Origin of the sequence: Polaromonas sp. (genome assembly GCF_031411155.1) — a bacterium.
Taxonomy (GTDB): domain Bacteria; phylum Pseudomonadota; class Gammaproteobacteria; order Burkholderiales; family Burkholderiaceae_C; genus Polaromonas.
This window is the reverse complement of sequence record NZ_JANOAL010000176.1, coordinates 1-4,609: the sequence shown is the minus strand read 5'-3', so window position 1 is coordinate 4,609 and position 4,609 is coordinate 1. Positions and strand designations below refer to the sequence as shown.

Sequence of the window (4,609 nt, the reverse complement as noted above, 5' to 3'; positions counted from 1 at the left end):
GGGGGGCATAAAAAAAGCGCTGGGGTTACCAGCGCTTTGTCAAAAAAACATCTTGTGGAATGTTTGTTTGTAAATCTTTATTGCTCTCTTGTGTGTCTCCTCGGCTCCTCGCGTTGCGAGCAGCAGGGCTCGTCGGCAAGACCACCAATGTAGCCCGTGCACCGTGCTGGCGCATTGGGAGTTTCCCGCACTGTTTAGGGCCGACCAGCGCCTAAATGCCCGCCTGGATCCACTCGGCGGCCTTCTCGGCAATCATCAGCGTCGGCGAATTGGTGTTGCCGCTGGTGATCAGCGGCATGACGCCGGCATCGACCACGCGCAGGCCGCGTATGCCGCGCACCCGCAAATGCGAGTCGACCACCGCCATCGCGTCATCGGCCTTGCCCATCTTGGTGGTGCCGACCGGGTGAAAAATGGTGGTGGCAATGTCGCCGGCCAGCCGCGCCAGCTCTTCGTCGGTCTGAAACTGCAGGCCGGGCTTGAACTCCTCGGGCTGGTACTTGGCCAGCGCGCTCTGGCTGACGATCTTGCGCGTCACGCGCAGCGAATCGGCCGCCACCTGGCGGTCGGCCGCCGTGTTCAGGTAGTTGGGCGCAATCGCCGGCGCGTCTTCAAAACGCGGGCTCTTGATGTTGACGCTGCCGCGGCTGGTCGGGTTCAGGTTGCAGACGCTGGCGGTAAAGGCGTTGAAGCTGTGCAGCGGCTCGCCAAAGGCATCGAGTGACAGCGGCTGCACGTGGTACTCGATATTGGGCCAGGGCTGGTCGGGCGAGCTGCGGGTAAAGGCCCCCAGTTGCGACGGCGCCATGCTCATCGGCCCGGTCTGGCGCAGCGCGTATTCGAGCCCGATGCGGGCCTTGCCCCAGAGCGAATTGGCCATGGTGTTGAGCGACAGGCCCCAGCGCTTGTCGCCCTGGATTTTGTAGACCGAGCGGATCTGCAGGTGGTCCTGCAGGTTGGCGCCGACGCCGGGCAGGTCTTGCACCAGCGCAATGCCGTGCTGCTGCAGCAGCGCCGCCGGGCCAATGCCCGAGAGCTGCAGAATCTGCGGCGAGCCGATGCTGCCGGCGCACAGAATGACCTCGCCGATCAGCCCCTGGTCCTTGCCTGAATCGCGCGTGGCCAGCGCCGTCACGCGTTCCTCGCCGGTCCACACCTCCACGCCGGTGCAGCGCTGGCCGCCATCGGCCTGCTTTTCAATCACCAGCTTGCTGACCTGGGCGCTGGTCCAGAGCTCAAAATTGGGTCGGCCAAAGCAGGTCGGCCGCAAAAAGGCCTTGGCGGTGTTCCAGCGCCAGCCGTTTTTCTGATTCACTTCAAAATAGCCCACGCCCTCGTTGTTGCCGCGGTTGAAGTCGTCGGTGGCCGGAATGCCGGCCTGGGTCGCCGCCGCGGCAAACGCATCCAGAATGTCCCAGCGCAGGCGCTGCTTTTCGATGCGCCACTCGCCACCCGCGTTGTGGTGGCGCAGCAGCTTCTGGTAGGCAACGGTCTTGTCCTGCATCAGCTCCGGGGCCACGCCGCGCGCGCCGTGCAGGGCGTCGGCGCCCTTGTAATAGTCTTCGTGCAGCTTGAAGTACGGCAGCGCCTGGTCCCAGCGCCAGGCGTCGTCGCCGGTCAGCTGCGCCCACTGGTCGTAGTCGCGCGCCTGGCCGCGCATGTAAATCATGCCGTTGATGCTGGAGCTGCCGCCCAGCGTCTTGCCGCGCGGGTAGCGCAGCGAGCGGCCATTGAGGCCCGCGTCCGGCTCGGTGTTGTAAAGCCAGTCGGTGCGCGGGTTGCCAATGCAGTACAGGTAGCCCACCGGAATGTGAATCCAGTGGTAGTCGTCGCGGCGGCCGGCCTCGATCAGCAGCACGCGCTTGGACGCATCGGCGCTCAGGCGGTTGGCCAGCAGGCTGCCGGCCGTGCCGCCGCCAATGATGATGTAGTCAAACACCAGGGCTTCGTCGTGTTTTCGGTCTTGCTTGTTGTCTTGCATCGGGGTTTCTTGTCTTGCGGATTTTGACGCTGCTGGCGCTGTCGGCGGTGGCTGGCGGGCCGGGGGAGGGGCCATCCTGCCCGTGCAGCCTAACGCCGCGCTGACGGGGTGAACCGGCCCTGGCAGTGATTGTGGCAAAAACCCGGCTCCCTGCGCGGCGGGGAATACCCGCTGGGCCGGTATCTGCGCCGCGCTGCTGTAGGACGCCAGCGCTACAGCGCGGGCACGCACCGCGATTGGTGGGTCCAGCAGTTACCATGATATTTTTGCGCGTTGACAAGGCTGGCCGGTGCGCGCCCGGTTCCCGTCCAGCATGCTTATGGAAGACGACTCCACGCCCCGCATCGAACAGCAGGACGGCCCCGAGGGCCGGCTGATGGTCGTGCGCGGGGCCTGGACGGCGGCCGGCCTGACGCGCCAAACGGTCTGGCAGGCGCTGACCGAGCAACTGCAAGCCTTGCACGACGACGCTGGCGGCGCCGGCCAGGCCGCAGCCGTGCGCTGGCAGCTGGGCCAGCTGGAAAAACTTGACTACCTGGGCGCCCAGGTGCTGTGGAACCACTGGGGCCGCGCCTGGCCCGCGCAGCTTGACATGGAGCCGAGCCAGCGCACGCTGCTGGAGACCGTGGCCAAATTCACGGTGGACCCGCCGAAGTCGCGCCGGCAGCCCCGCTGGGTCGAGCTCTTCATCGTGCTGGGCAGCCGCGTGCTGCGCCTGATCGACCATGCCAAGGGCTTGCTGCGGCTGGTGGGCCAGCTGCTGCTCGACATCATCCGGCTGATCCGGCGGCCACAGCAGGGCCCGTGGCGCGATTTGTCGGGCCACCTGTATCACATTGGCGCCACGGCACTGCCGATCACCGCGCTGGTGGGGTTTTTGATCGGCGTGGTGCTGGCCTACCTGATCTCGCAGCAGCTGCGCCAGTTTGGCGCCGATGCCTTCATCGTCAACATTCTGGGCATCTCGCTGATCCGCGAGCTCGGGCCGGTGCTGGCCGCGATTTTGATTGCCGGGCGCAGCGGCTCGGCCATCACCGCGCAGATTGGCGTGATGCGCGTCACCGAGGAACTCGACGCCATGCGCGTGATGGGCATTGCGCGCGGCTTTCGGCTGGTGATGCCGCGCGCGCTGGCGCTGGCGCTGGTGATGCCGCTGATCAGCGTCTGGACCACGCTGGCCGCCTTGCTGGGCGGCATGCTGGCGGCCGACGTGGCGATGGGCGTGACACCGGCCTTTTTCATCAACTCGCTGCCGGCGGCGGTGGAGGCCTCCAACCTGACGCTGGCCACCGGCAAGTCGGTGGTGTTTGGCGTGCTGATCGCGCTGGTGGGCTGCCACTACGGCCTGCGCGTCAAGCCCAACACCGAAAGCCTGGGCCAGGGCACGACGGCCTCGGTGGTGACCTCGATCACGGTCGTCATATTGGTCGACGCGCTGTTTGCCGTGCTTTTTAAAAATATCGGCATATGACCGACGCTGTCGTCGACATCCGCAAACTGTGGACCGTTTTTCAGAACGGTGAGAAAAAAGCGGTCATCCACAAGGACTTGGACCTGACGGTGGAGCGCGGCGAGATCACCTCGCTGGTGGGCGGCTCGGGCACCGGCAAGACCGTGCTGCTGCGCCAGATCCTGGGGCTGGAGCATCCGGCCCGGGGCGAGATCAGCGTGCTCGGCAAGCCGGCGGCCGAGCTCGGCAAGCGCGGCGCAGCCAGCCGTGTCGGCATGCTGTTTCAGCAGGGTGCGCTGTTTTCGGCCTTCACCGTGCTCGAAAACATTGCCTTTCCGCTGCGCGAGCAGGGCACCTTGCCGCCCGCGCTGATCCGCCAGGCGGCCATGGTCAAGCTGCAGATGGTGGGGCTGGCCGCTGACGTGGCCGAGAAGATGCCCAGCGACCTGTCGGGCGGCATGGTCAAGCGGGTGGCGCTGGGCCGCGCGCTGATCATGGACCCGCCGCTGTTGCTGCTCGACGAGCCCACCGCCGGGCTGGACCCGGCCAGCGCCGACAGCTTTTGCGCGCTGCTGCGCTCGCTGCACAAGGACATGGAGTTGACCGTGGTGATGGTCACGCACGATCTGGACACGGTGTTCGAGCTCAGCACCCGGATTGCCGTGCTGGCCGACCAGAAGGTCATCATCAACGCGCCGCCCAAAGAGGTGGTGGCGTTTTCGCACCCGTTCATTGAAGAGTTTTTTCTGGGCGAGCGAGGCCAGCGCGCGATGGCGCTACTGCGCGACGCCCCGCAAGCCGCTTGAGAAAACAAGCAGAAAGGTTTCATCATGGAAAACAAGGCCCATGCCCTGGCCGCCGGCGCCTTCGTGCTGGTGATCACCGCCCTGCTGGCGCTGCTGGCGATCTGGCTCACGCGCGACAAAACCGAGCGCGACCTGTATGAACTGAGCACCAGCGAAACCATTTCGGGCCTGCAGCCGCAGTCGGTCGTGCGCTACCGCGGCGTGCCGGTCGGCAAGGTCGAGCTGATCGGTTTTGACCTGAAAAACAAGGGCAATGTGCTGGTGCGCGTGTCCATAGACCGCAGCGCGCCCGTCACCAAATCGACCTTTGCCACGGTGGCCTCGCAGGGCGTGACCGGTCTCGGTTTCATCCAGCTCGACGACGAGGGCGAG

The 4,609-nt window shown here is 65.8% G+C and carries 4 protein-coding genes; 3 read left to right on the top strand and 1 reads right to left on the bottom strand.

Translation table 11 applies throughout. The features are described from left to right. Nucleotides 1-211: 211 nt before the first annotated feature. On the bottom strand, nt 212-1,981 hold the full coding sequence (locus tag RMO23_RS11425) for a GMC family oxidoreductase N-terminal domain-containing protein (RefSeq protein WP_309681550.1): 1,770 nt from the start codon (nt 1,979-1,981) through the stop codon (nt 212-214). 313 nt (nt 1,982-2,294) lie between these two features. Between RMO23_RS11425 and RMO23_RS11420 the strand changes: the two genes are divergently transcribed. The 3 genes from RMO23_RS11420 to RMO23_RS11410 all read left to right on the top strand — a co-directional run. After that, entirely contained in the window at nt 2,295-3,452 is a 1,158-nt protein-coding gene (locus RMO23_RS11420; protein ID WP_309681548.1) for an ABC transporter permease, read from the top strand. After that, nucleotides 3,449-4,237, top strand: coding sequence for an ATP-binding cassette domain-containing protein (locus RMO23_RS11415; protein WP_309681546.1), 789 nt, complete (start codon nt 3,449-3,451; stop codon nt 4,235-4,237). Before RMO23_RS11420 ends, RMO23_RS11415 begins: the two co-directional genes overlap by 4 nt. Nucleotides 4,238-4,261: 24 nt before the next feature. Further along, nucleotides 4,262-4,609, top strand: a 348-nt coding sequence (locus RMO23_RS11410; RefSeq protein WP_309681544.1) for an MlaD family protein, incomplete at its 3' end; no start/stop codon positions are given.

Bases quoted from the DNA above. Each gene is read 5' to 3' on its own strand.
- RMO23_RS11415 (WP_309681546.1), top strand. From the start codon at position 3,449: ATGACCGACGCTGTCGTCGACATCCGCAAACTGTGGACCGTTTTTCAG.
- RMO23_RS11425 (WP_309681550.1), bottom strand. From the start codon at position 1,981: ATGCAAGACAACAAGCAAGACCGAAAACACGACGAAGCCCTGGTGTTT.
- RMO23_RS11420 (WP_309681548.1), top strand. From the start codon at position 2,295: ATGCTTATGGAAGACGACTCCACGCCCCGCATCGAACAGCAGGACGGC.